Origin of the sequence: Parabacteroides sp. HGS0025 (genome assembly GCF_000969845.1) — a bacterium.
Taxonomy (GTDB): Bacteria; Bacteroidota; Bacteroidia; order Bacteroidales; family Tannerellaceae; genus Parabacteroides; species Parabacteroides gordonii.
On record NZ_KQ033903.1, the window covers coordinates 927,998 to 951,566 of the forward strand.

16 protein-coding genes are annotated in these 23,569 nt (G+C 41.8%); 4 read left to right on the forward strand and 12 right to left on the reverse strand.

Translation table 11 applies throughout. The features are described from left to right. Positions 1-12: 12 nt before the first annotated feature. Positions 13-1,371: a TIGR00341 family protein gene (locus tag HMPREF1212_RS20715; RefSeq protein WP_046150922.1), complete on the reverse strand. Its 1,359-nt coding sequence runs from the start codon at positions 1,369-1,371 to the stop codon at positions 13-15. Between the two features lie 205 nt (positions 1,372-1,576). Here HMPREF1212_RS20715 and HMPREF1212_RS20720 point away from each other — a divergent pair, with 205 nt between their 5' ends. Then, positions 1,577-3,646 carry a sensor histidine kinase gene (locus HMPREF1212_RS20720; protein WP_046150923.1) on the forward strand — a complete coding sequence of 690 codons (2,070 nt, stop codon included), beginning with the start codon at positions 1,577-1,579 and terminating at the stop codon, positions 3,644-3,646. 2 nt (positions 3,647-3,648) lie between these two features. Here HMPREF1212_RS20720 and HMPREF1212_RS20725 read toward each other — a convergent pair whose 3' ends face one another. Next, complete coding sequence (locus HMPREF1212_RS20725) at positions 3,649-5,154, reverse strand: lipopolysaccharide biosynthesis protein (RefSeq protein WP_046151269.1); 1,506 nt, start codon at positions 5,152-5,154, stop codon at positions 3,649-3,651. Between the two features lie 7 nt (positions 5,155-5,161). Next, positions 5,162-6,187: a Holliday junction branch migration DNA helicase RuvB gene (gene ruvB, locus HMPREF1212_RS20730; RefSeq protein ID WP_028730102.1), complete on the reverse strand. Its 1,026-nt coding sequence runs from the start codon at positions 6,185-6,187 to the stop codon at positions 5,162-5,164. A gap of 370 nt (positions 6,188-6,557) precedes the next feature. Here ruvB and HMPREF1212_RS20735 point away from each other — a divergent pair, with 370 nt between their 5' ends. The 3 genes from HMPREF1212_RS20735 to HMPREF1212_RS20745 are packed head-to-tail and all read left to right on the forward strand — an operon-like array spanning position 6,558 to position 9,192. Beyond that, positions 6,558-7,514 (forward strand): outer membrane beta-barrel protein, encoded by a 957-nt coding sequence (locus HMPREF1212_RS20735; protein ID WP_046150924.1) that lies wholly within the window; start codon positions 6,558-6,560, stop codon positions 7,512-7,514. A gap of 54 nt (positions 7,515-7,568) precedes the next feature. Continuing rightward, on the forward strand, positions 7,569-8,519 hold the full coding sequence (locus tag HMPREF1212_RS20740; RefSeq protein WP_046150925.1) for a hypothetical protein: 951 nt from the start codon (positions 7,569-7,571) through the stop codon (positions 8,517-8,519). Continuing rightward, positions 8,503-9,192: an ABC transporter ATP-binding protein gene (locus HMPREF1212_RS20745; protein ID WP_046150926.1), complete on the forward strand. Its 690-nt coding sequence runs from the start codon at positions 8,503-8,505 to the stop codon at positions 9,190-9,192. The genes HMPREF1212_RS20740 and HMPREF1212_RS20745 overlap by 17 nt, the downstream gene beginning before the upstream one ends. 116 nt (positions 9,193-9,308) lie before the next feature. Here the strand turns inward: HMPREF1212_RS20745 and HMPREF1212_RS20750 are convergent, their stop codons facing one another. From HMPREF1212_RS20750 to HMPREF1212_RS20790, 9 genes are all read right to left on the reverse strand, one after another. Beyond that, positions 9,309-11,456 (reverse strand): GH92 family glycosyl hydrolase, encoded by a 2,148-nt coding sequence (locus HMPREF1212_RS20750; RefSeq protein WP_046150927.1) that lies wholly within the window; start codon positions 11,454-11,456, stop codon positions 9,309-9,311. Position 11,457: 1 nt separating this feature from the next. Next, positions 11,458-12,573 carry a glycoside hydrolase family 76 protein gene (locus tag HMPREF1212_RS20755; RefSeq protein WP_046150928.1) on the reverse strand — a complete coding sequence of 372 codons (1,116 nt, stop codon included), beginning with the start codon at positions 12,571-12,573 and terminating at the stop codon, positions 11,458-11,460. Between the two features lie 99 nt (positions 12,574-12,672). Then, positions 12,673-13,812: a SusE domain-containing protein gene (locus HMPREF1212_RS20760; protein WP_046150929.1), complete on the reverse strand. Its 1,140-nt coding sequence runs from the start codon at positions 13,810-13,812 to the stop codon at positions 12,673-12,675. Positions 13,813-13,824: 12 nt separating this feature from the next. Further along, entirely contained in the window at positions 13,825-14,952 is a 1,128-nt protein-coding gene (locus HMPREF1212_RS20765; RefSeq protein ID WP_046150930.1) for a SusE domain-containing protein, read from the reverse strand. 33 nt (positions 14,953-14,985) lie between these two features. Beyond that, positions 14,986-16,608: a RagB/SusD family nutrient uptake outer membrane protein gene (locus tag HMPREF1212_RS20770; protein WP_046150931.1), complete on the reverse strand. Its 1,623-nt coding sequence runs from the start codon at positions 16,606-16,608 to the stop codon at positions 14,986-14,988. A gap of 14 nt (positions 16,609-16,622) precedes the next feature. Further along, a complete protein-coding gene (locus HMPREF1212_RS20775; protein ID WP_046150932.1) occupies positions 16,623-19,970 on the reverse strand; it encodes a TonB-dependent receptor in 3,348 nt (1,115 codons plus the stop codon). A gap of 131 nt (positions 19,971-20,101) precedes the next feature. Further along, positions 20,102-21,115, reverse strand: coding sequence for a FecR family protein (locus HMPREF1212_RS20780; protein ID WP_028730092.1), 1,014 nt, complete (start codon positions 21,113-21,115; stop codon positions 20,102-20,104). 56 nt (positions 21,116-21,171) lie between these two features. Beyond that, positions 21,172-21,735, reverse strand: a complete 564-nt coding sequence (locus HMPREF1212_RS20785) for an RNA polymerase sigma-70 factor (RefSeq protein ID WP_028730091.1) — start codon at positions 21,733-21,735, stop codon at positions 21,172-21,174. 438 nt (positions 21,736-22,173) lie between these two features. Further along, positions 22,174-23,385 carry an ROK family transcriptional regulator gene (locus tag HMPREF1212_RS20790; protein WP_028730090.1) on the reverse strand — a complete coding sequence of 404 codons (1,212 nt, stop codon included), beginning with the start codon at positions 23,383-23,385 and terminating at the stop codon, positions 22,174-22,176. Positions 23,386-23,569: the final 184 nt, after the last annotated feature.

Genomic DNA, 23,569 nt, shown 5'->3' on the forward strand with positions numbered 1-23,569 from the left:
CATTCTTTTCTTTTATTCTATTAGTAATTTAATATTCTTCGCGTTCACACGTGCTCCGAGCCACTCCCGGATCTTTTGTTGTTCTTTTTCATTGATACGTTCTTTGCTTTTCAGGTAAACCAACATGACTGTGTCTTGCTTCATGCTATCGGTACTCACAATATAGGTATTTGAACAGGATGCCTCGAGGACAGCCGGGAACAGGACTTTCATTTCAGGGATCAGCTCCGAAGTAATACGTGAAGCGGTTTTATACCGGTCTACCGTCCGCTTCAACGAATCGATCTGTATGGATTGTACGCGGAGCACTTCTTCGCTATTCTTATAAAGATCCTGCATCAACATACTTTTCAACTCATTAATATCTGTCGCTTCCTGGCCGAAACCTTGCTGTACGACTAATGAAACGTCTTTCAAACCATATTTACGCAGTCTGCTCCGGGCAATTTCAATCATCGGGTCAGGTACACTTTCGCCGATCAATACGACCTTTATCTCTTTCTTTTCACTTGTATCCGTTACTGTTTTATTGAGTATCTGTGTATTCGGAAAAGCCAGTTCCTCTGATACAAAATTGGCAACCCGGTCATTGAAATAACTGGCGCGGATCAGGTTATAACTCAGAAAAAGGCTGGGTACGATCGTAAAAAAGACGATGACACCGACATAACGTGTCACAACCTTCTCCCGCTGCTTGTCGAGGAATACCTTTTTAGGATACTTCAGCAGGCGAACAACCAGGAAGGTTGCCAGACTGATAAACACGGTATTGATAAAGTAAAGATAGAAAGCGCCGAAGAAATAATAAAGATTCCCGCTTGCCAGCCCGAAACCGGCCGTACAAAGTGGCGGCATCAACGCCGTAGCGATAGCCACACCCGGAATCACATTCCCTTTACTTTTGGTGGAGCTGGCTACAATACCCGCCAATCCACCGAAGAAAGCGATCAGTACATCATACACGGTCGGTTGCGTACGCGCCAACAATTCACTCTGTGCTTCGCTGATCGGAGAGATAAGAAAAAACAGGGTCGAAGTGATCACACTAAAGACCGTAGCTGTGGCAAAATTGCGGAAAGAGCGTTTGATCAGTTCAAAATCATAGATCCCCAGCCCCAGACCAAACCCCATGATAGGCCCCATCAGCGGAGAGATCAACATCGCACCGATAATTACCGCTGTAGAATTTGTATTCAGACCCAAAGAAGCAACAAAGGTCGCAAAGATTAAAACCCAAAGATTAGTACCTTTAAACTCAATACCCTTTTTTATAGATTCAACGGTTTCAAGTTCATTTTCCTTCTCCTGACGGACATCAAAATTACGAACAAAGAAGTCTCTTATTTGCTTGTGTAACACCCCTTTTTCCATCACAATAACTTGTATTGATAATTACTCCGACTAATAGCTACGCCTTAATCGTGCAAAGATAGAAATTGTATCCCGAAATAAAAAATAAGAAGAACAAACAAGAATAAGTTCCATAAGTTCAAAACAGTAGTTGATTTTCATTAACTTTGCAGACGATCGTCAAATGGGTTCCCTAAAGGAGCTTACCTAAAATATTTATATAAAAATGAAACGCTGCTTAATTCTGATGTACATGCTCGTTAATATGCTCTTTGCTGTAGCTAACAACGCTACGACAAAAGATTCTTTGAGCACAAGCCTAAAGTCCGCATCCTCAACAGAAGAGAAGCTGGAAATACTAACCAACCTGATGGATATTTCCCGTCAGGAAGAACAGGTTGCATACGCAAAAGAATTATACAAAGAGGCACTCGCCAATAACGATGATTACTATAAAGAGATAGCACTTACCGAGATACTCCGTTTTTATGTCAACAACGATATTAAGGATAGTACCAATGTGTACATGGAAGAAGCCAAACAGGAGTTGAAAGGAAAAGCGCGCGACTTCCTGGTGACTTACATGCAAACGATCGTCGATGTACGTATCGTCTTTTATACGGAAGGGGAAGAGAGAAAGAAATTGATAGAACAATACCGGCTCAAACTGGAAACAGATAAGAAACTTTCAGCTCTTGAAAAAATGTCGATCAACTATCTCCTGGGGATGGCTTACAGCAACCGGGTAGAACCGGGTAGAGAGAATGAGTTACAAGAAATGGTAAGCGAACGCTTCAGGGAAGTGATCGCCCTTTCGGAAAATATGCCGTTACGATATTCATATCTGTTCCGTTTGAATTCATTCAGCATCCTGACCCTTTACCCACAAGATGATTCGGAGAAGGTAAAATATGCAATCCGTTACCTGGACATGCAAAAAGAATATGCAGAGACAAAGGAAATGAAAAAGCGCCCTTATGTCACCAAACGGCATTTGTTGAATGCTTACTCTTCACTGGCCCTTTCCGCCAAAACGCTGGGAAAAGATATAGCAACTTCCTATTATCAGCATTTCATGGCTCTGAACAGTCAATATCCTGAAGCCGCTGCCTTCTCCCCCGAATATGAACGTTATTTTACCTCGCTGAATTTCTATCGGTTGATAGACGAATATCCTAAAGCCATCAAATATTGCGACTCGGTTATCCATTATTTCCGTAATTCCGGTTTGAAGATCGACCTGTCGGAACATGTCGTATCGACGCTCAAAGATAAAATCGACATGCTGGACAGTCTTCATTTGTATAAAGAAGCTTTCTATGCCCACAAAGAATATGCTGCCCTGTTAGACTCTGCACGGCTGAAGAATATCAATGACAAACTGGAAGACCTCGAAATACAAAAGCGGGTAGATGAACTGGTGATTGAGAAAAAAGCACTGGAAATCGATTTGCAGAAGAGCCGCAACCAGCTTTACATGTTCCTGTCTTTATTTATCCTGGCTATCAGTTCAGCTGTTTTCGTTGCTTTCCGTTTATGGAAAATCAATTCCTTATATAAGAAGTTGCAGGAATCGAACCGTCTGGTTATTCTCGCCAGTGAAAAAGCACAGGAAAGTGAGAAGATGAAAAATGCGTTCATTAAGAACATGTGCCATGAAGTCCGTACGCCTTTAAATGCAATCAACGGCTTTGCAGAACTGATCACGACCGAAGATAATACCCTAGAGGAAAAACAAGAGTTCAGTAAGATCATCTTTGAAAACTGTAATCATATCACCTCCATGATGAACAGCGTACTGGAGATCGCCCAGTTGGATAGCAACAAAGACGACCTTCCGTTATCGGGAGTCAATATACACCTGCTTTGCTCCTGTGAAATGGAACAAATTAAAAGGCTTTACGGCAAACCGGACATTGAATACAAACTTGAAGGTAACCGTGAAAAGGATCTGGCCTTCACCAACCAGAGCCATTTCAGCCTGATCCTGTCGCATCTATTGAACAATGCCAATAAATTTACCGAGAAGGGAAATATCACACTCTCCTACGAGCCGGATGAAGAGCAAAACCGGATGGTCGTAAGCATCACGGACACCGGCTGCGGCATTTCACCGGATAAACGCGAATGGATATTCGAACGGTTCACCAAAGCAGACGATTTCGTTCCGGGTTCAGGACTGGGACTATATCTATGCCGCCAGATCGCCCATCGTTTGAAAGGTAACATTTACGTAGATCCGGATTATACAACCGGCCTGCGTATCATTCTGACGATCCCGCTCAAACCGGAATAAAACTATTTCTTTTTGGCGAAATAACGTCCTACATAAGGTAGTTCCTGCAACGGAAGATCTCGTTTGATCACAATGCCGACAAAAATGCAAAGCAACAACGTACGGTAACCCAGACGCAAAATCTCCGATTCAATCGCGGGTAGCATGCCGGCCAGATAGAATGCTGCTGCCAAAACGGAATAGATCACAGCCGATTTAATATCATATTGGATCGGAAATTTTTTCTGCCCGATAATATATGAAAGCGCCATCATAATAAGGTTGCTTGCGAAAGAGGCCCAGGCACAAGCCATATATCCGTATGTCGGAGCAAACAGGACAATTATCAGGATCGTAGCAACACATCCTATCGTAGAAAAATAGGCCCCCCACTGGGTCTGATCGATCAGTTTATACCAGAACGACAGGTTAAAATAGATTCCGAAGAACAGTTCTCCCAGCATGACAATGGGGACGACACGCAAACCCGGATAATAGGCCGCCGCTACAAAATGTTTCAGGATATCGATATAGAACATTACCCCCAGGAAAATGATCAATGCGAAGATAATGAAATATTTCATCGCTTCCGAATAAGACTTTTTACTGTCGTCGTCTTTGTTCTTTGCAAAGATAAACGGCTCGTAGGCATAGCGGAAAGCCTGGGTAAACATGACCAACACAACCGCAATCTTAAAGCAGGCACCATATATTCCTAATTGTGTATTTGCCAGCTCTTTATCCTCAAACAGAAACGGAAACAAGATCTTATCGGCCGTTTGATTGAAAATACCGGCGATTCCCAGGATCAATATAGGGAAAGAATACCTGATCATCTGACGGAGTAGTACGAAACTGGCTTTCTCACGCAAGCCCGGAACCATGTCCGGAATAAGCAGGATGAATGTGACCGCAGAAGTTATAACATTAGCAATAAAGATATATCCCACCTGATAATCCGGAATATAGAACCAGTCCACCAAAAGCGGAGCATGCTCGGCCAGCCACGGACAGGCGATTAAAAAGAAAAGGACTAATATTATATTCAGGAATATATTGAACAACTTGATGGATGCAAAGCGAATCGCCTTCCCCTGATATCTCAAAAAAGCAAACGGGATACAACAAAAGGCGTCTACCGCAACAATTCCGGCCATCATCCCGACAAACTCCGGATTAGAAGCATATCCCAGTGAACCGCTGATCGGATTCAGTGCATTAAAAACAATAACTAAAAACAGGACAGAGGTTGAAGCAATGCTGAACAATGTCGTTGCATAGACCCGCATGGGAAGAGTGATCTCTTTCTTGTTCATAAAACGGAAAAACCCCGTTTCCATCCCATAAGTAAGTATGACCATCAGTAGTGCCGTCCAGGCATATAGATTCGTTACGATCCCGAAATCACTTTCTGTTGCCAACACCCGCGTATACATCGGCACCAGCATCCAGTTCAGGAACTTTCCGACAATACTACTAACGCCATAAATCGCAGTCTCTCCTGCGAGCCGTTTCATTCCTCCAGCCATAACTTTTTCAGTCAAATAAAAATCCTTGTTCTTCGCCCCTTTTCCGTCCGAGATGTGTATAGGCAAGGTCGGTGACCTCACGTCCCCGTGGTGTTCGTTTGATAAACCCTTCTTTGATCAGGAAAGGTTCGTATACTTCTTCCAATGTACCGGGGTCTTCACCTAAGGCTGTCGCAATCGTTGTCAGGCCGACCGGGCCACCGTTGAATTTATCAATTATTGTTGTCAGTAATTTATTATCAATCTGATCCAGACCATAACGGTCAATATTTAATGCTTCCAAAGCATAACAAGAAATTGCCTTGTCTATTTCGCCCGAACCTTTCACCTGTGCAAAATCACGTACGCGGCGAAGTAATGCATTGGCAATACGAGGCGTTCCACGGCTGCGGGAAGCAATCTCTTTGGCTGCACTCAACTCGCATTTCACATTGAGGATATCGGCACTACGAAGCACAATCTTCGTCAACGTCTCCATCTCATAATATTCCAGGTGCATATTGATCCCGAAGCGGGCACGCAACGGGCTGGTCAGCAAACCGCTACGGGTCGTTGCACCAACCAGTGTAAAAGGAGCCAGGTCTATCTGGATGGAACGGGCACTCGGCCCTTTATCGATCATAATATCGATCCGGTAATCCTCCATTGCCGAATAAAGATATTCCTCGACAATCGGACTCAACCGATGGATTTCATCGATAAAAAGAACATCATCCTTTTCCAGCGAAGTCAACACCCCCGCCAAATCACCGGGTTTATCCAGCACCGGCCCGGAAGTAACTTTAAAGCCGACTCCCAGTTCATTAGCTATAATATTCGACAAAGTAGTTTTACCTAACCCGGGAGGGCCATGCAGCAACACATGATCCAATGCTTCTTTACGCATACGGGCCGCCATCACAAATATCTTCAGATTTTCAACCACTTTGGCCTGTCCGCTGAAATCATGAAATGAAAGCGGGCGAAGTGCATTCTCATACTCACGCTCACTTTCCGGCATACGGCTATCCCTTATATCAAAATCGTCTTCCATATTCTTGCTCATTGACTGGCAAAGATAATAAATATATCGAATACAAATTTCCTGCCTATGTATTTGCATTTACCCTACGTACTAATTTGAATTAGTACGGCGACTAATCAACGGTTGATAACCCTCAACCGATTGGCCGACAATTGTCAACCGTATGGCTGATGATTATAAACCATACGGCTGATAATTATCGGCCACTAAAATATTCCGTTTGTTTGATAGATATGTATAGGATAAGCATTGATAATGAAAGGTATGGTTTCATAGCCGAAATATAGGGATAATATCCGTTGGATACAACAAAAAAATGAACTTAACGTTTACAGAAACAATAAAGACTTATATTAGAAAACAATAATCTTATAACAAAATGAAAACTATTAGAAACCTGTTATCCGTGTTTACCCTTTTTGTTTTAACCAGTTGTGCACCCAAAGTTATAACAGATATCGTTAAAGTTTATCCGGTGACGACACCTCCTGAAAACGTACTCTTATATGAAGTAAATGATACAGTACCGAATACGGCAGAGGTAATCGGAAAAGTATCCGTAGTAGATAATGGTGCCTCTACAAAATGTAATTATGACCAGGTACTGGCACTGGCCAAGAAAGAAACATCCAAAAATGGCGGAAATGCGCTGGCACTTACCGACCATAAAGAACCGTCTATCTGGGGAAGCAGCTGCCATCAGATAGCAGGAATGATGCTCAATATAAGTGATACGGTAATCGATAGTTACCAACCAAACTCATTTATCGAAGCGAAGGAGATACGAACAGAGAAAGAAAGAAGAATGCGTCCCACAACAAACACCATCTATGCCAATATCGGATATGCCGGGATAACAAGTAAATTCTATTTACCATCGGGAGCTTCCGGAAATCCTAAAAGCGGTTTAGACTGGCAAATCGGGTATGAATGGGTTTCAAAAAGCGGTTTTGGCTGTGGTTTGTTATATTCCGGCTACAAATCATCATACGATATATCGAGCAATACGATCAATGTAGGTCTTACGTACATTGCTCCTCAGTTCGTACTTAAACAGAAGGTCAGTGAGAAATGGCAATTGCGTGAAAGCGTCGGACTAGGTTACTTCAGCTACCGGGAGTCCTATAAAGGAGAAAGCGCCTCATTATCCGGCCTCGGATACAACTTTTTGTTTGGAGCGGAATATCTGTTGAGTAATCATATCGGTATTGGTGCCAATATAGGATACGTCGGAGGTTCCCTGCCTAAACAGGATACGAACTACAATACTTCAGATGACGAACGATCCGGTATTTTCCGCTTTACCATCGATGCAGGAATTCGTTTTTACTTTTAAAAGTAATAAATAAAAATTCCCTACATTTGTTTCGGACATTTTAAACACCTGTATATGAACAGTGCATTCCTTCGTTTCCGGCTCCGTCAGTTCGGAAAGTTTATCCGTGAGATACCTGTTATCTATCTGATCATACTGACAGGTATTTTACTGATAGCCGGGATTGCTTTGTACGAACTCACAAAAGAGTTGAAAGGGTGTTTAATTGCCGGAACCGTGTTACTGGCTCTTTTATCTTTGCTACAACTGAACCGGAAAGATTATCATTTTATTTTCCTTGCGGAAGAAAAGGCATGGAAGGTATTTTATATGGATTATCTCCTGCTCTCCTTCCCTGCCCTCATTATTATACTACTACATGCTTACTGGTATATTGCTCTCGGCATTCTGTTCGGATGTCTGGGAATAAGTTTCCTAAAACAGCCTTTTCACCGTACAAAACAGGGTGTAGCTCCTCCCCGATGGATACCTGCAGAAGCCTTTGAAATACGTTCGGGAATACGACAATACGGTGGTTTGCTGATGGTTCTTTATATCAGTGCCTGGATCGGCTTGTTATTGCCTTTTGCTTCATTAGCTTCACTCTGGTTTTTCACGGTTTTCTTCTCCGAAATGTTCCGCTATTCGGAATCCCAACAGATACTCTTTTATATGGAGAGGCCCGCAAGAAGCTTTCTGCACCGGAAACTGGCATTGAATCTGAAATTATTCTTATGTGCAATATTACCTGTCTGTCTGGTATATGTGTTGATATATCCTGAACACTGGTGGCTTACACTCACCTTTCTGGTAGCAATCTCATTGAATATCCTGTTATTCATAACAACGAAATATGCCTATTACTGGCCAAACAGCAAGATTACAGCAGGGCAGATTCCTATTGCAATAGCCATGCTGAGTATGTTCCTGCCAGTACTTTTGCCCGTTATCCTGTTTTTCCTGATCAGAAATTATCTGGCGGCCTGCCGGAATTTAAAAACTTATTTATATGCTTACAATCCGTAACTTACAAGTAGAATATAAGAAGCAATCACTGATACTGAAAGGGATCACCCTATCGATGGAATCGGGTAAAATACACGGTATTGTCGGTTTAAACGGTGCAGGTAAAACAACCTTGCTGAATACGCTTTACGGATTTATCCGTCCGGTGAAAGGTTCTATCCTGTATAATGACAATCCTTTGCACAGACGGGATATTGCCTATCTGGAAGCCGAAAACTATTTCTATCCTTATATGACAGGCCGCGAATACCTGGATCTTTTCCCTGCAGGGGAAAATGGCTTTCAAGTAGATAACTGGCAGAAACTGTTCAATATCCCGCTGAATGATATCACGGAAAACTATTCAACGGGAATGAAAAAGAAACTGGCTCTATTAGGTGTTCTCAAACCGGATAAGCCTATTCTGATCTTGGATGAGCCTTTCAACGGATTAGATCTGGAAAGTGCACATATACTCACGCTTATCCTGCAACAACTCCGGGAGAAAGGGAAAACAGTACTGGTTACTTCGCATGTTTTCGAAACATTGACTTCCGGCTGCGACTATATCCACCATATCAATAACGGAATGATAGCTCGCAGCTATTCCCAAGATCAATTCGGAATGCTCCAGCAACTACTCTACTCCACCATAGAGTACCAGACTGCCGACCAGATAAAGGGGCTTATCTAACAAAGGCATTTTTTACAGCCGCCGGGCCCTATTTTATTGCTGCCTACCTAATAGAAAAAAGCTGCCGGGCTTTTTGAAAAAAGGACGGCAGCTTTTGGTGCAAAAGGAAGCAGGTTTTATTCGGTAGTGATCGTCAACTGTTTTCCCTGCTTCAATAAATCGTGCGAGATAAACCAACCATCGATCTTCCGACCGTCGTAAGAGATATCCGTTATCTTTTGGCCGTTGCCCTTTTTAACGATTATGAACCGGGTTTTATCGCCCAGCATAAATTTCACCTGGTCGAACAAAGGAACAGTTACAATATATTCCGGATCTGCCGGCGAATAGGTGTATAAACCGATTGCGTTGAAGACATACCAGGAAGACATCTCACCGGCGTCATCCATTCCAGAATAAGCCAGTTTGTCCTTACCCATATCATAATAATGATTCATGATACTATCCAGCACACATTGTGCCTTTTCCTGCTTATCGATAAAGTAATAAGTATAAGGAATACTATGTCCGGGCTGGTTACCCTGGCAATAATTACCGATGAAACCGGTCAAATTGTGCGCTTCATAGTTTCTCCAAGGCTCGGTAAAGAGTGAGTCGAGCTTCTGTTCAACGGCCTTTTTGCTGGGATAAAGGGCAATCATACCTTCCGGATCATGGGGAGCGAAGAACAAAGACTGCCAAGCATTCGCTTCACGATACATATAGGCATAATAAGGATAATACGGATCGAAATCTTTGATCCAACTGCCATCGGCTATCTTTCCACGCCAGAAACCGGTACTCGGATCAAACAGGTTCTTATAGTTATCGGTACGATCCATCAAAGTCTTATATGTACTGTCATCACCTAGTTCTTTTGCTAACAGGGCGGTTGCATAGTCGTCGTAGGCATATTCAACGGTTTTTGTTACTGCCGCTTTGTATTCATCCCAGGTAGGAACATCGGTCGTATCCTTTTCTGCTATCCAGCCTTGTTCGATATATTCGTCCAGATACGGCCTGCCGCCTTTTCCCGGAACAGTCGCATTGTTCACCAATAATTTATAGGCACGTTTCAGATCGAAGTCTTTCAATCCGCGCAGATAGTTACCGGCTACAAAAGCAGAAGCATGATCGCCGTGGAAGAAGGTCGGCATATAGCCACCACGCTTTTCCCCTTTATCGGTAATCGATTTGATCACGTCTACCGTTACATCCGGAGAGATCATTCCCAGTAAGATCAACTTATTGCGGTAATCGTCCCAGAAAGACGGGTCAGTATAATAACAGAAACCATTATTTACCACATCGCCCTTCACATCCGTATATTCCCCGTTCACATCGCTACGCAACACCGGCCAGAGGAAAGAACGATAAAGGCAGGAATAAAAAATACCCTTCTCACGTTCCGTACCGCCTGTCACTTCTATATTAGACAACAGCTTTTCCCAGATCTTATCAGCCTCTCCGCTAACCTGTGCGAAGCTTTTATTCATCATCTCCTTTTCCAGGTTCATCTTTGCATTATCGACGCTTACGAAAGAGAAACCGATCTTTAGTTCCAGGGGCTTGTTTCCTTTGCTGTCGGCAAAGTTGACGACCGAAACCTCGTGTTCACCGTTCTTCACCTGTTCGATATTATCGATCTTATAGTTAGAAACGGCATAGAAACGGATATTTCCTTCCGCATCCTGATTACCAGAGAAGGTATAATCGTCCACTTTCTGAATGCTCCAGTCTCTCACTCCGTTGTTCGTACGTGTAATATCGACCAATACTTTCTTATCGTCTTCCGAACGGAAAGTATATTTATGATAAGCGCAACGAAGCGTAGAGGTCAGCTCTGCATTGACTCCGTATCTCTCCAAAAATACCTGATAATATCCGGGGCGGGCCGATTCGTTGGTATGACTGTATTTTGAAGCATAATCGTCGGAAGAGATATCGCCCGTCACCGGTAGGATCGGAAGGTGTAATAAGTTCCAATGTCCTTTGTTAGTATGCGAGAAACCATAGATAACGGTATCTTCATACTGGTAACCGGCTCCGCTACGAAACTGGGTGACGGGGCTCAACTGAACCATCGCATTCGGGACGGAAGAGCCGGGAAAGACTTCCGCTCCCCAGGTTCTCGTCTTCAGGTGACGTTCGTACCCTAAATCTTTCGTTTCCCAAAGGGTTGCCGTCCCCAGGAAAGGATTCACATAATTTGTCAGTCGTTTATCGGGCTGGCAATTTACCATAAAGGCTAATGACAGGAAACCCGCTAAAAAATAGTTTTTCATGTTATTTATTATTTAATAGTGCTGCTGCTTCGATCAGCATACAACCGCTTAACTGCTCGGTCAACCCGGTAGACGCTCCCGGGGCCGTCCCCCAATTGGTTCCGAATAAAACATTCGATTTATTTGTCCCCCGCATCCAAAGCGCTTCTGCATTTACGTTCAGAAATTGCGTATAACGTCGTTTAGCCCCAACATCCAAACGATCCTGTTGGATCAGTTCTACAAAATAACGAATAAAAATCCCTTTAAATAATCCTCCATCCCCTGATCCTTCGTCTTTGAGGATAGAATTATTCACTAACGTGCTGATTGTATAATCAGCCGCTAAAACGGCATCGTTCAGATAGCTTTTTTCTCCTAAGATCTTATACAATTCTACTGCCGAACCGATGAATGTACCTTCGTTGTAAGTAAATATCCAATCTTTCTGTATCTCTCCGGTATTACTGTTTATATTATCATACACCATCCCGTTTTTGCTGTTGAACAAGGTACTTTTCTCCCAGTTATATATCTTAAGAGCCCATTCTTTATCGGCTTCGTTTCCGAATTCCTGAAACAGACGGGCTGCCAAGATACAGGCCGGACCGTTCGAACAGGCATTTTTACTGTACTCCTGCCCTTTTACCCAAGTAATACCTCCACCGGCATTCATGTTCCAGCCGACTTTGATATACTCCCAGATCTGCAAGGCCGCTTCTTTGTACTTCTGATCTTTAGTGACCTGATAGGCACGAAGGATAGCCAGTGCATTCCACTCCATGTCATCATAAAAGTCATTCCTGAAAGTGTTACCGTTCTTTACCTTTACACCTTCAATCCATTGATCGAAATAAGTCTTGTACTTCGTATCTCCGGTACGCAGGCTGGCATCTACCAACACATCCAATGCGTGGGCCTGAGGCCAGTAATGGAAGGTCTCATTCCCGTTACTGTCATAATTAAAATACTGTCCTCCGGTATTCCAGAAAGAGTTGACCAATGCTGTGGTACTGCTATCGGCAGCGGCATACCAGTTGATACCTTCACCTTCATCCGGGCTCACCGGATTATTGTCGTCACCACCACATGCACCCAATAAAAGGGGAAGAAATAAGAAAAGGAGAATATTCTTCATGTTATTATCTTTACTCAAGTAAAAAAGAAGAACCGGAAATGAGGTAAACCTCTTTTATTGTACCAGAAATTTCCGGATCTTCTTGTCTTTCACTCTGGATTATTTAACTATCGTATGTGTATAAGGCCGATCAGCTGTCAGATAAATAGTATAAGTTGCCGGAACACCATCAAAGTCTCCCATCAGCTTCCACTTATTTTCCCACTGAGAAGTCTCATTAAACATTTGCAGGTAGTAATACGTTTCCGGGCTGGATGCCGTCGGACGTGAGTCGGTCTGGTTCAATGTTCCCCAGTCGACTTCTTTCTCTGCATCGGCACCATTATTTTCCTGGATAAACATTCTGAACTTATAACGTTCGTCTTTACCCCAGCTTTCTTCCTTGAAGTTCACGGTTGCCTTTGTCTGGAATACACCATAACCGACGTAAGGCAGTTCAAACAGGATTTCATCATTCGGACAGAAATAGAAACCGATCTTATTTACCAATGTATAAGTACAAGCACCGGTGTTAAAATCTAATGTAATCCGGTAGATACCATCCTTAGGAACTGTTGTCGTTCCATTTTCCTTAATAACACCATCGGCTGTATAGAACACTCTTGTCGTCCCTGATTTGCCGTCAGTAAAATTGAATGATTTACCGGCTGCCAGCTTCGTATAGACTTCAAATTCGCCACCTGCTACTGCTTTCATTTTATGTGCTTTTGCCAGGTCTGCACCGCCTTCGGAAGCTTCACCGGTTACATATACATCGATAGGAACATCTTCAAATCCAGCCAGGCGGGTAACTGTGATCTTGTTTTCCACACTCGATTTCATGCTTTGCATTCCTTTGGTAGAAAATACAGTCCATTTGAAAGTACCTGTATCGGCAGGTTTAATACCTACTTTACCGGCAATCTGGTTCAACAGTTTATGTGTAACGGTTGCAAAATTGTTGTACCCGTTGTTATTAGCAGACACCACATAAACAGGTTTTGAAAAGTCACCGTCCGCTTTATCAAAAGCAATCTGATAAAGAGCCGTACCGGCTTCTTCCACACTGGCTGCTTTCCATTCAAAATAGACACTTGCCGATGCGGAAGCTTCCAGTACAACCGATTTGCCGTCCGTAGGTTCGAGCAATGTATTCACACTTGCCAGACGACCGTCAGTGTCTCCCATATTATCATTACATCCCATGAATACCAGCGCAACAGAGCTGACAAGCATCAGTTTTTTAAATATCGCTTTCATAATTCTTCCTTTTTATTTGATTACTAAATTATGAGTATATTCACCTTGCGTATTCAAAGAGAATGTAATATCATATGTTTTATCGCTCCAACCATCGGTAGCCGGAGTTTTCCAGACTTCATTGTTCGTCCACTGTTCTACATTCGCCTTTTCCGTCATATAATAATACTCATCGTTTCCGGTCGGCTTGCTGTCGTTATTGATGGCAGCTCTCCATTCGGTTTCTCCATCGGAGCTTTCCATTCTGAACTTATACCGGTCGTCTGTATTATCACTGTCCGTCAAACCAGTAACCGTGTAACCGTTCAATGCCCAGACTCCAAGTCCCTGGTAATCGAGTTCGATCTCTTTCTGCGACCAGTTCAGGAACCATTTTACTTTGGTTACTTCTTTAGAGGTAAACGAACCGGCATTGAAATCGATGTAATATTTATAGATACCTGTCTTAGCCGCTGTAATGCTACCGCCTTCAACCAATTTCTCACCGTTCAATGAATATTCGGTCGGAGTTCCTGTATTGGCACTAACGAACTTGAATGATTTGCCTTCTGTAAGTTTAATGAATACTTCGAATTCACCGTCGGCAACCTTCTTCATAACCATCGCTTTGTCCAGATCGGCTCCCACTTCCGTAGCTTCACCAGTGATATACAACTGGCTCGGCACTTCGGCGAATCCTGCCAGGCGGGTAAGAGTCAGCGTACGTTCCTCTTCTGCCCTTACGGGATCGATACCTTTAGAGGCATATACCGTCCACTTCAATGTTCCCTGGGCAGCAGACTCGATACCGGCCAAAGCGGCGATCTGGTTTAATTGTTTATGTGTAATTGTTGCATGATTACTACCACCATTATTGTCTGCCGTAGAAATATAAACAGGGTCCGAGAAATCGCCGTCTACCTTATCGAAGACTACTTCATACAACACTACTCCGCCGTCTTCGGCTAAAGAGGGTTCCCATTCGAAATATAAAGAAGCGGATGCTGATGGTTGCAGAACGACTGACTTACCGTTATCCGGTTCGTATAATGTTTTTACTGCGGTCACGCCCAGATCTCTCACTTCGCCGTCACTGCTACAGGCAGTAAAAGTCAGGATGAAAGAAAAGAGCATCGCATATGTTATAGATATTGCTTTCATATCTTTTTCTGAGTAATTAGATTTATAATTTGATTAATATCCCGGATTCTGAGTCAGGTTCTTGTTAATATCCCGTTGTGACTGCGGAATAGCGAACAAGTAATCCCTGTCTTTACTGAACTTACGGGCATCCAACTCAATATATTGTGTGTTATCGGCTGCGAATTTAGCTCCGTGAGGACGACCATTCAATACGGTTTCGATGGTTTTCCAACGACGGATATCATATATCCGCAAGCCTTCGATGGCAAGTTCGCAACGACGTTCACGGCGAACGATCGACTGCATATTACCAGAAGCAGGATAATTCAGGGCGGATGCATCGGTAAATCCGGCACGTTCACGAAGAGGTTTGATCGTCTTGTTCCAGACAGCTTCGTTCATCTGGCCTAACTCTGTTTTAGCCTCAGCATACATCAATAAAACATCTGCATAACGCATCAGCATAATATTCAGTCCTGCTGCAAGTCCTTCCGGAGCAGTCGGATCGAAATATTTGCGGATATAGTATCCGGTACCTGTCGAGTTCTGCCCGGGGCCTGCATATTCATCCAGGTTAGCGACACCGGCATCCGCAGAAGAACCCGGTTTAATGTAGATAGTAGAGGTTACGCCTTTACCATCTGTCCACTGATATCCATGATAAACGATCGTAGCTTTAAAGCGAGGGTCTCTGTTTATATAAGGATCATCTTCCTTATAGCCTGAACCGGCTTCATTGATCGCTTTACCATTCTTCATCAGGTAATCGTCCACCAGTTCCTGGGTAGGTGCAAATGCATTGATACGTCCGCCTACGGAAAGCGGGATTGCGTCGTACATTTCAGCCCATGTTCTCAGGTTCAGCAAATATCCCATATCCAGGATCACTTCACTGTTGTATTCATTTTCCGGCAGGAACAATCCCTCGTAGCTGGGGAACAAGGTATATTCGCCGTATTCTCCATTGATAATTTTCTCACAAACAGAAGAGACATTCTCCCAGTCGCTTTCATACAGATAGGTACGAGCCAGTAACGTCATGGCAGCTCCCTGGGTTATACGGCCATTATCAGCTGCCGTATATTGCTGTTTGGTTGGCAACATCTTTACAATATCGTTCAGTTCCGTACGAACAAAATCGAGCACTTCGCTTCTCGGTGAACGGGCTATTGTATTTGCCTCTTCAATTGACAATCCATAATCGAACAAAGGAACATCACCGTAATGGTTGGTCAAACGGAAGAACAGATAAGCACGGATAAAACGGGCTTCCGATTTCATCCTGTTCTTCAATGTCTCATCCATATTCGGAACGCGATCTACATTTTCAAGGAAAGTATGGCAGGTTTTAATTCCTTCATAACATTTTTTCCAATCTTCTGAAAAACGACCTAATGCAGCATTAGCCTGGCCCGAAGTAATCAATTTTTCATCTGAGCTGCCACGACCTTCATATAAGTTGTCGGATAGCTTTTCATCTTTGAAGAAATACTCAGACGACATCATTTGTCCATAAGCCTTGCTCAATACGGCAGAGGCTTTTGCTTCGGAGGTCCAATAGTTCAAGTCTGTAAATTTATTGGTCGGAGCCAAATCCAGATCATTACATGATGTAAAGGTTGCGAGTACCAAACAAGCAATACCTGTACTATATTTTAAGAAATTCATTTTCATAATAAACAGATGTATTAAAATTCTATATCTAAACCGAACCCATAATAAGTAAGCGTCGGATAGTTACGGCCACTATTACCGCCGATACCACTAATACCTCCCATATCACTACCAAATTCAGACGATTCCGGATCGATAAATGAGTTTTTACAGAAAGTCAGCGGGTTTTCCGTATTCACACTGACACGTAGTTTCTGAACTCCGAATTTCTGAGTCAATGATTTGGGCAAAGTATATCCGACCTGAATATTCTTTACACGCAGATAAGCCGCATTTAATATATGATTATCACCGGCCAGGCTCCAATTGTTAGTAGCAGATGCAGAGCCTGGAGCTGTCAGGCGCGGCCAACGGGCGTCCGGATTAGTCGGTGTCCAGAAGTCCAATTGATGTTCATAGATACAATATGAATAGTTACTATGGAATGGTTCCATTAACTCTCCACGGAGGAACTGAGAACGTTTTCCAACACCCTGCAACATCAGGTTCAAGTCAAATCCTTTCCAGGCTAAACTGTAAGTAAAACCGAATGTGTAACGAGGAAATGCATTTCCCAGTACGACACGGTCTTTCTCATTAATAACCTTATCACCATTCTGATCGACATATTTCACATCTCCCGGTTGAACGGAACTACCTACAGGCAGTGCACTGTTAGCAATTTCTTCATAGCTCTGGAACAAACCGTCGGTTTTATAGCCATAATAAGATCCCAACGATTCGCCTTCACGGATCAGCTTGTATAACTCATCAAGTCCGTCGATACGTTCCTGACCGCCAAAATCAGTGACCTTATTCTTAGAGTCTGAAATATTGAAGTTAAAATTATGGTGAAAATCACCATGATTTAGCTTATAGTTGACAGTCAACTCCCAACCTTGGTTTTTCATTTCGCCCGCATTTTCCTTAGCAGTAGTTCCTCCATAAATGGTGGATACTTCGGGAGTCAACAGGATATTGGTTGTTTTTTTATTGAAATAATCGGCAGATACATACAAATTACCATTCAGGAAAGTAGCATCCACACCGATATTGAAGTTGGCAGACTTTTCCCAGGTTAACAAAGAGTTTCCATCCGTAATTTTCGTACCGGCAATAGAGGTGTTATTGAATACGAACTGGTTGTTCTCTATCAAATAAACCGTCTGGTAGGAATAATTATCTACATTCTGATTACCCAATACACCATAAGAAGCACGCAGTTTCAAATCGCCGATATTGCTCTTATAAGTATCCATAAAAGCTTCTTCCGACAAACGCCATCCGGCAGAGAATGAGGGGAAGAAACCCCAACGCTGATCTTTAGCGAACTTGGAAGAACCGTCATAACGGAAAGAGACATCTCCGTAGTATTTATCCATATAGCTATAACCTACACGGCCGAATACGGATGTGATACTTGTCTGGTCTGTATCATTATTCGAGTTCTTATTTTCTTTATTCTGCACGGAGTCGTCTGTTGTCGGTAAACCCAGATCTTCGTCTGTATATTCCCAGGCAATACGACTGGCTTGCTTTGTATACGATTCGTTAGAAGCACCGAACAAAGCTGTTACATGGTGAGCTTCTTTAAATGTACGGTCATAATTCAACAGGAACTGGGAACTGAGTGTATATCGTTTTTCATTATAGTCTTCCGTCATTGTATTAGAATGCATATACAATACCGGATTTGTCAGATCGGCAGAAGAATATAAAGGTACTTTCTTATCACGGCGATAACGATGATGTTGCGTAAGATCCAAACCGATCAAACCAGTGGCTTTTAACCCTTCCATGATCTTGAAGTCGAGATTCATACTACCGATGAAATTATCCTCATCTTTCTTTTCATAACCTCCATCCTGCAGCAATGCCAGCGGGTTGTCATCACCTACAATATCGTTTACCAGATATTTGTCGCCTTCCATGAATTTATAATAGTAGTAAGAAGGTACGCGGGAAGAGTTGATAATCGCATTACCTGTACCACCGGCAACGGTACGGTCCTTACGGCGGTTGTAGGCCATCAGTGAAGTCAGTTTGAAGCGTCCGTATTCCGTGCTTAAGTTCGTACGGAAGTTATAACGTTCCATGCCGAAATTACCCTTAAAGTTACTTTCCTGATTAAAGTAGCTGGCCGATACCATATATGTTGTATTCTCGCTACCGCCCGACACATTAATGTTGTAGTTCTGCTGAAGACCTGTCTGGATGATCTGATCGTACAGCCATTCTTCTTCGTCGCGGTGATCATATAAGTCGCGAATAGCGGTCGGGGTAAATTGAGGGGCATTTCCTACATTCACATTTGCCTGGTTTCTCAACATGGCATTCTGCCAACCTTCAACCGGAGAGAACAAAATACGCGGGTCCTGCATACCGACCTGTCCGTTAAATGTAACTTGAGGTTTACCTCCCTTAGATCCTTTCTTGGTTGTAACAAGGATAACACCATTCGCTGAACGTGAACCGTAGATAGCTGCACTACCGGCATCTTTCAGGATAGAGACATTCTCAATATCGTTCGGGTTCAGATTATTCAGTGTAGAAGAGCTGGAGATCAAACCGTCGATAACGATCAGCGGATCGTTGTTACCCATCGTACTGACACCACGGATGTTGATATTCATACTGTTGTCATTCGGATTCATGTTCTTGCTCTGGATAACCAGGTTGGCTGAAGCTCCCTGCAATGCCTGAGTTGCATTGGTTACAGGACGATTCTCGAAAATCTCGCTGTTCACCTGGTCTACCGAACCGGTGATACTTTTGCGTGAACGGGTTCCATAACCGACAACCACCACTTCATCCAGTTTCTGGCTATCTTCTTTCAGGGTAATACGGAAATCGTTCTTTCCTTTTAAAGAGATTTGCTGTGTCAGGAAACCGATATAAGAGATTTCCAGCATTCCGTTTTCAGGAACTTGCAAGGAGAAGTTTCCGTCAAAGTCGGTAACGGTTCCGCTTGTAGTTCCCGAAACAACTACATTAGCACCGATAACAGGCAAGCCCGTTTCATCGACAATAACTCCTTTTACAGTTTTTTCTTTCTGATTGACTGCATTTTTAACAGGTGCGGAAATGACAACATAATCTCCTTTAATCGAATAAGTATACCCTGTATCAGCCAAGATCTGCTTTAATACATCCAATACTTCTACGTTCTTTTGATTCAGTTGTACCCTTTTGCTGACATCCAACTGCGTACCATTATAAGCAATTTTGTACTTGGATGAAGCTTCGATCTTCTGGAACGCTTCCTTTAGCGAAACTGTTCCTTCATTAAAGGAGACCTTTTGTGCATTGATCTGCAGATAACCTGCGATCAGAAAACACAGACAATAGGTTCCAATTCGTCTGGATTTGTGTTTATTCTTCATATGTAATTAAAAAAGTTAAACAATAACACGATTTTAAGTGCGTACTCATCTATAATGACAGATGGAAAAAACGTTGCACCCAATCGAAACTAAAACTTTTTTTAATTACATCGCAAAAAAATACTTTTTGCCTATTTCAAAAAGATATCTTTATTTTCAATCCGATATTCAAGTCCGGGAATTAACTCCTTCAAAAGCATGAATATATTTTCCAACGATTCATTCTTATTAAAATGTACCGTTATTTTGTTATTATTATAAACAGATGTCTGCAAATGTACATTTACTCCGTATGTACGTTGCAAAATACGGATGATATCCGAAAAAGAGTAGTTGTCAAATAATAAACCTCCTTCGCGCCAGTCGGAATAATCAGCAGAGACTACCTGTTTTATATCCGCTATTCCGGAGTCTATATTATATACCAACTGTTCATCGGGCACCAGATGATATACTTTCTTATCGTTATCCTGCAGACATACCCTTACGGAGCCTTCTTCAAGTGTGGTTGCAATCTGTTTTACCTCCGGATAGGCGAGAATATTAAAGCGCGTACCCAATACTTCTACATTCAATGTACGGGCTTTCACGATAAAAGGTTGTTCTGTATTTTTTTCAACCTCGAAATAACCTTCACCAGACAGATAAACATCACGTGTCTGTCCTATAAAAGTAGAAGGATAAATCAATACGCTACCGGAGTTCAACCAAACCCGACTACTGTCCGGAAGAATGATCTGTTCACGTTTGCCTGCCGGAACAAAATGCTCGATCAGCAAAACATCCGCTACTGCATCTTTAGCTATATTTGCCTGCCAATAAAAATAAACGGAAGAAGAAAGCATGATCAGCGGTAAGAGCCATATAGCCGCCAGTTTCATAACAAATGACATCGGCCGTAAAGATTTCCGCACGGGTTCTTTTTGTTCTGAGAAACCTAACTGTCTGCTTAATTGAGAAAAAGCCTGTTCTGAATGATTTTCGTTCATCTCCGGGAACCCCATAGTATCCCAGACCGACAGCAGCGCATCGTCTACCTCCGGCCTATCATCTTCCTTTGTCAATCGTTGATGCACTTTCCTTATCGTCTCTTCCGAGAAGTCATGATGAAAGAAATAATCAACTATTTTTTTTATATAACTCATTCTGTCCTTAACATTATATTATAAAGACTCCTTTTGGGCATTTCGCCCCCAATATTTTAACACAAATAAAGTATCAATAGATATAATAAAACTTTTCTCAATTCTTTTAACGCCAAATTCAGGTGATTTTCAACTGTTTTCTTACTTAATTGTAATTTCTCGGCAATCTCCTGGTTGGACAATCCAATCTCACGGCTCAACTGATAGATCAATTTACGCTGTGGAGGCATGCTTTCTACTACCATATCGATCAAAAGCTGCAGATCCTTGGCTATTAAATCTTCATCCGGAGAGTCATTGGTCTCTTCTTCAAATGGTTTTTCTTTTAATCTTTCGATACGTATTTGTTGAGCTTCCAAAAAATTGAAAGTGGTATTTTTAGATAAGATGAATAGATAAGCGCCAAAGTTCTTTACATCGGCAAACTTATCCCGGTTCCCCCATACTTTAGAGAAAACTTCCTGGGAAATATCCTCTGCATCCTGCTCCGATTTAACTAAACCGTATACAAAACCACGGATCTTAGGATAATAGCGCATGAATAGTACCTGAAAAGCTTTCTGGCTTCCCAAGGTCAGTTCCTTCACTAATAGTTCCTCGTCGATAGATTTTGTTAGCATGGAGGCAAATATACAAACCTAATGTTTAAATCAGAGCGAAGATTGGCAATTTGTTTTTGCCAAAATTGATTTTCCTGTATTGTTACTTTGGAATTAACATTACAGGCATATCACTAAATTATTTTTAAGCAAATAAAATTGCCGGTATATTAAATTGACAGAGTTCGTGACAGACTCTGGTATATTAAGATGCAAGAGAGGATTGTTTTTATATTTTTTGTTCTTTTCATTATTGCAGACAGAAAAATGTCCATTATTTAAATACTGCGCAAATATAAATAAATAATTTTAATAACAAACAAATAGTAAAAAAATATATTTTCAATATAAAACAGCCTGAACTAAAAACATTCTTAATTCAAGCTATAGATATAAATATTCACAAGTAGTAGTAAGGGGAAGAATCAAAGTTTTGGTAAATCTGTATAAAAAGAGAGATTAATATCGTATCATTCCTAAAATTTTACTTCGTGATAACAAGCAAGCTCCCAACACTCCAGCTCGTTCGCCTAGTTTAGACAATCTTATTTCAGTATCCTGACTCACTAAATTAAGGGAGTATTTCCGTATAGCACTCTTTATCGGGAGGCTGATGTATTCTCCAGTCAGAGATAATGCACCACCTAAAACAACCAGTTCCGGATTGAATATATTCATTAAACCAGCAATCCCCCTGCCTAAATTCAATCCCATTTCTTCCAATATTTCAATACAAAGCACATCTTCCTTTTGTATGGCTTCAATCATATCCGCCAAAGTTATTTTTTCATTTTTATCTATTTTAGCCGCAAGGATCGTGCTACTGCCCTCTTTATATCTTTCTAATAATTTACGATGCAAAGCTGAACCTGAGGCTTCAGTTTCAATGCATCCCTTCTTTCCGCAGTGACAGAGAATCTCGTTATCAAAGAAACAAAAATGACCGAACTCTCCGGAAAAACCGGATTTGCCATAATACAATTCTCCATTAATAAAGATAGAAAGCCCTAGACCCCAGTTCAGATTAATAAATAAAATATTCTTTTCACCTTTAACAACTCCCTGCATATACTCTCCATACAACATGGCACGAGTGTCATTCTCAATATATATCTTGATTTTTATGCGCTCTTCCAATATTTGAGATAAAGGCTTTTCTTCAAAGTAAAAAATACTGTAGCTGTAACCTGACTCTGGTCTAACACGACCGGAAATATTGACTCCGACTGCTAACACTTTTTCACGTGATACAGGTAAAGAGTCTATAAAAGTATTTATCAAAATACATAATGACTCAAGAGCTGCCGGAGTATTTTCTAAAACAAATGGAATGTTTTCTTCTATCCTCAATTTTTCTCCTTTAAAATCAACAGCTGCAATATTGATCTTATCCCGAAAGATATCCACTCCCACAAAATAGCCTGAAGTTGGGTTCAGTCCGTAAATATTAGGTTTACGTCCACCACTGGTTTCTTGCTTCCCAAAATCCAGTATATAACCGTCTTCTTGTAACTCGCCAATCAGCTTAGTTACGGTTGGAATGCTTAAGTCCATTTCCTTACAGAGTTCTGCTATCGTAGCATCACCATTAGCAATATAATAATGTATGATTTTCTTTTTAAGAGACTCATTACGGTTATTGTCGGTAGTGATAAGAAATTTTGTATTCATGGCCTTATTTTTTGCTATTCATTGTATGATTGAACAAAAGTAAATAAATATATTTCAAATATAAGCTTGTTAAAATAAAAAAAGCACAATATTTCAACTCTTCACTTGACTTTCCACATAAGCTAATACTTATAAGATATTTTTTACACTCTTTTTAAATCTATTTAAGCCATTATTTACCAGA

Coding starts and splice junctions, on each gene's coding strand:
- HMPREF1212_RS20785 (WP_028730091.1), bottom strand. CDS start 21,735: ATGCTAACAAAATCTATCGACGAGGAACTATTAGTGAAGGAACTGACC.
- HMPREF1212_RS20745 (WP_046150926.1), top strand. CDS start 8,503: ATGCTTACAATCCGTAACTTACAAGTAGAATATAAGAAGCAATCACTG.
- HMPREF1212_RS20725 (WP_046151269.1), bottom strand. CDS start 5,154: ATGGCTGGAGGAATGAAACGGCTCGCAGGAGAGACTGCGATTTATGGC.
- HMPREF1212_RS20765 (WP_046150930.1), bottom strand. CDS start 14,952: ATGAAAGCAATATCTATAACATATGCGATGCTCTTTTCTTTCATCCTG.
- HMPREF1212_RS20760 (WP_046150929.1), bottom strand. CDS start 13,812: ATGAAAGCGATATTTAAAAAACTGATGCTTGTCAGCTCTGTTGCGCTG.
- HMPREF1212_RS20740 (WP_046150925.1), top strand. CDS start 7,569: ATGAACAGTGCATTCCTTCGTTTCCGGCTCCGTCAGTTCGGAAAGTTT.
- HMPREF1212_RS20720 (WP_046150923.1), top strand. CDS start 1,577: ATGAAACGCTGCTTAATTCTGATGTACATGCTCGTTAATATGCTCTTT.
- HMPREF1212_RS20715 (WP_046150922.1), bottom strand. CDS start 1,371: ATGGAAAAAGGGGTGTTACACAAGCAAATAAGAGACTTCTTTGTTCGT.
- HMPREF1212_RS20770 (WP_046150931.1), bottom strand. CDS start 16,608: ATGAAAATGAATTTCTTAAAATATAGTACAGGTATTGCTTGTTTGGTA.
- ruvB (WP_028730102.1), bottom strand. CDS start 6,187: ATGGAAGACGATTTTGATATAAGGGATAGCCGTATGCCGGAAAGTGAG.
- HMPREF1212_RS20780 (WP_028730092.1), bottom strand. CDS start 21,115: ATGAGTTATATAAAAAAAATAGTTGATTATTTCTTTCATCATGACTTC.
- HMPREF1212_RS20735 (WP_046150924.1), top strand. CDS start 6,558: ATGAAAACTATTAGAAACCTGTTATCCGTGTTTACCCTTTTTGTTTTA.
- HMPREF1212_RS20750 (WP_046150927.1), bottom strand. CDS start 11,456: ATGAAAAACTATTTTTTAGCGGGTTTCCTGTCATTAGCCTTTATGGTA.
- HMPREF1212_RS20755 (WP_046150928.1), bottom strand. CDS start 12,573: ATGAAGAATATTCTCCTTTTCTTATTTCTTCCCCTTTTATTGGGTGCA.
- HMPREF1212_RS20790 (WP_028730090.1), bottom strand. CDS start 23,385: ATGAATACAAAATTTCTTATCACTACCGACAATAACCGTAATGAGTCT.
- HMPREF1212_RS20775 (WP_046150932.1), bottom strand. CDS start 19,970: ATGAAGAATAAACACAAATCCAGACGAATTGGAACCTATTGTCTGTGT.